This window comes from Rodentibacter myodis (assembly GCF_001999305.1).
In the GTDB taxonomy this organism is placed as follows: Bacteria; Pseudomonadota; Gammaproteobacteria; order Enterobacterales; family Pasteurellaceae; genus Rodentibacter; species Rodentibacter myodis.
Window position 1 is genome coordinate 1 of sequence record NZ_MLHQ01000029.1, and the last position, 3270, is coordinate 3270.

1 rRNA gene is annotated in these 3270 nt (G+C 48.6%); it reads right to left on the bottom strand.

The features are described from left to right. Positions 1-184: 184 nt before the first annotated feature. Positions 185-3084, bottom strand: a 23S ribosomal RNA gene (locus tag BKL49_RS10690). Positions 3085-3270 lie beyond the last annotated feature (186 nt).

The following is a 3270-nucleotide window of genomic DNA, read 5'->3' on the forward strand; positions in this document are numbered from 1 at the left end:
TTTTGCTTTTTTGCTTTTTCGCAAGCTTTATTTTCATTGCGTTAATCGGTCACAAGCTGATTACTGTTAAGTCCTTTCATTTCCTGACAAATCTCTTTTATTCTGTCTTTTTGTCCTTTCGGTCTGTCTTGTTTTGTCTCGTTACACCCGTGCTTCTTTTTCTTTAAAAACACTTGAGCGTTGTATAGTTAAGCCTCTCGGGCAATTAGTACATGTTAGCTCAATGTATCACTACACTTACACACCATGCCTATCTACGTCTTCGTCTCAAACAACCCTTACAACCTTATAGATTGGGATAACTCATCTCTTGGCAAGTTTCGTGCTTAGATGCTTTCAGCACTTATCTCTTCCGCACTTAGCTACCCGGCAATGCGTCTGGCGACACAACCGGAACACCAGTGGTGCGTCCACTCCGGTCCTCTCGTACTAGGAGCAGCCCCAACCAATTATCCTACGCCCACGGCAGATAGGGACCGAACTGTCTCACGACGTTCTAAACCCAGCTCGCGTACCACTTTAAATGGCGAACAGCCATACCCTTGGGACCTACTTCAGCCCCAGGATGTGATGAGCCGACATCGAGGTGCCAAACACCGCCGTCGATATGAACTCTTGGGCGGTATCAGCCTGTTATCCCCGGAGTACCTTTTATCCGTTGAGCGATGGCCCTTCCATTCAGAACCACCGGATCACTATGACCTACTTTCGTACCTGCTCGACTTGTCTGTCTCGCAGTTAAGCTTGCTTATACCATTGCACTAACCTCACGATGTCCGACCGTGATTAGCAAACCTTCGTGCTCCTCCGTTACGCTTTGGGAGGAGACCGCCCCAGTCAAACTACCCACCAGACACTGTCCGAGACCGCGTTCCGCAATCTTCGTTAGAACATCAAACGTTAAAGGGTGGTATTTCAAGGACGCCTCCACAATCACTGGCGTGACTGCTTCATTGGCTCCCACCTATCCTACACATCAAAATTCAATGTTCAGTGTCAAGCTATAGTAAAGGTTCACGGGGTCTTTCCGTCTAGCCGCGGGTACACCGCATCTTCACGGCGATTTCAATTTCACTGAGTCTCGGGTGGAGACAGCCTGGCCATCATTATGCCATTCGTGCAGGTCGGAACTTACCCGACAAGGAATTTCGCTACCTTAGGACCGTTATAGTTACGGCCGCCGTTTACTGGGGCTTCGATCAGGTGCTTCTCTTGCGATAACACCATCAATTAACCTTCCAGCACCGGGCAGGCATCACACCCTATACGTCCACTTTCGTGTTTGCAGAGTGCTGTGTTTTTAATAAACAGTTGCAGCCAGCGGGTCACTTCGACCGGTTCACCCTTCACCCGCAAGGAGTTACAAGTTAAGCCGGCGCACCTTCTCCCGAAGTTACGGTGCTATTTTGCCTAGTTCCTTCACCCGAGTTCTCTCAAGCGCCTGAGTATTCTCTACCTGACCACCTGTGTCGGTTTTCAGTACGGTTTAGATAAACCTGAAGCTTAGTGGCTTTTCCTGGAAGTGTGGTATCGGTTACTTCCGTTCCGTAGAACTTCGTCATCACCTCTCGTTGTTTCTATGGATAAGCGGATTTGCCTACCTATCCCAACTACCGGCTTAAACGTACATTTCCAACCGTACGCTAACCTAACCTGCTCCGTCCCCACATCGCAGTTTATCCAAGTACGGGAATATTAACCCGTTTCCCATCGACTACGCTTTTCAGCCTCGCCTTAGGGGCCGACTCACCCTGCCCCGATTAACGTTGGACAGGAAACCTTGGTCTTCCGGCGAACGGGTTTTTCACCCGTTTTATCGTTACTTATGTCAGCATTCGCACTTGTGATACGTCCAGCACACTTCTCAATGCACCTTCTTCCGCTTACACAACGCTCCCCTACCCAACAGTATTACTACTGATGCCGCAGCTTCGGTGCTATATTTCAGCCCCGTTACATCTTCCGCGCAGGCCGACTCGACTAGTGAGCTATTACGCTTTCTTTAAATGGTGGCTGCTTCTAAGCCAACATCCTAGCTGTCTAAGCCTTCCCACTTCGTTTCCCACTTAATATAGACTTTGGGACCTTAGCTGGCGGTCTGGGTTGTTTCCCTCTCCACGACGGACGTTAGCACCCGCCGTGTGTCTCCTGAGTATCACTCTTTGGTATTCGGAGTTTGCATCGGGTTGGTAAGCCGGGATGGCCCCCTAGCCGAAACAGTGCTCTACCCCCAAAGGTGTCCGCTCAAGGCTCTACCTAAATAGATTTCGGGGAGAACCAGCTATCTCCCGGTTTGATTGGCCTTTCACCCCCAGCCACAAGTCATCCGCTAATTTTTCAACATTAGTCGGTTCGGTCCTCCAGTTAGTGTTACCCAACCTTCAACCTGCCCATGGCTAGATCACCGGGTTTCGGGTCTATACCTTGCAACTATTCGCCCAGTTAAGACTCGGTTTCCCTTCGGCTCCCCTATGCGGTTAACCTCGCTACAAAATATAAGTCGCTGACCCATTATACAAAAGGTACGCAGTCACCCTTTCAGGCTCCCACTGCTTGTACGTACAAGGTTTCAGGTTCTATTTCACTCCCCTCGCCGGGGTTCTTTTCGCCTTTCCTTCACAGTACTGGTTCACTATCGGTCAATCAGGAGTATTTAGCCTTGGAGGATGGTCCCCCCTTCTTCAGACAGGATATCACGTGTCCCGCCCTACTTGTCGTTAGCTTAGTACCACGACAAAGACTTTAAGTACGGGGCTATCACCCTGTGTCGCCATACTTCCCAGCATGTTCCTCTGTCTTTGTCGCTATCACTAACAGGCTCTTTCGCTTTCGCTCGCCGCTACTGACGAAATCTCGGTTGATTTCTTTTCCTCGGGGTACTTAGATGTTTCAGTTCTCCCGGTTTGCCTCAACAGACTATGGATTCATCTGTTGATAGTGGGTTCTTCACCCACTGGGTTTCCCCATTCGGATATCTTGGATTAAACGCTTCTTATCAACTCATCCAAGCTTTTCGCAGATTAGCACGTCCTTCTTCGCCTCTGATTGCCAAGGCATCCACCTTGTACGCTTAGTCACTTAACTATACAACCTCAAATGTTTTCTACACTCTCCCGCTTTCTTTTTATGAGGGAGACAAAAACACTTAAAGTCGCTATGTTCATCAACTAAACACTTGATTGCTTTTGTTCAATCAAGATTTTTCCTTACTCAGACTTTTCTTGAAAGTCTCTTCAGTTTTCAGCTTGTTTCCAATTTGTTAAAGAACAG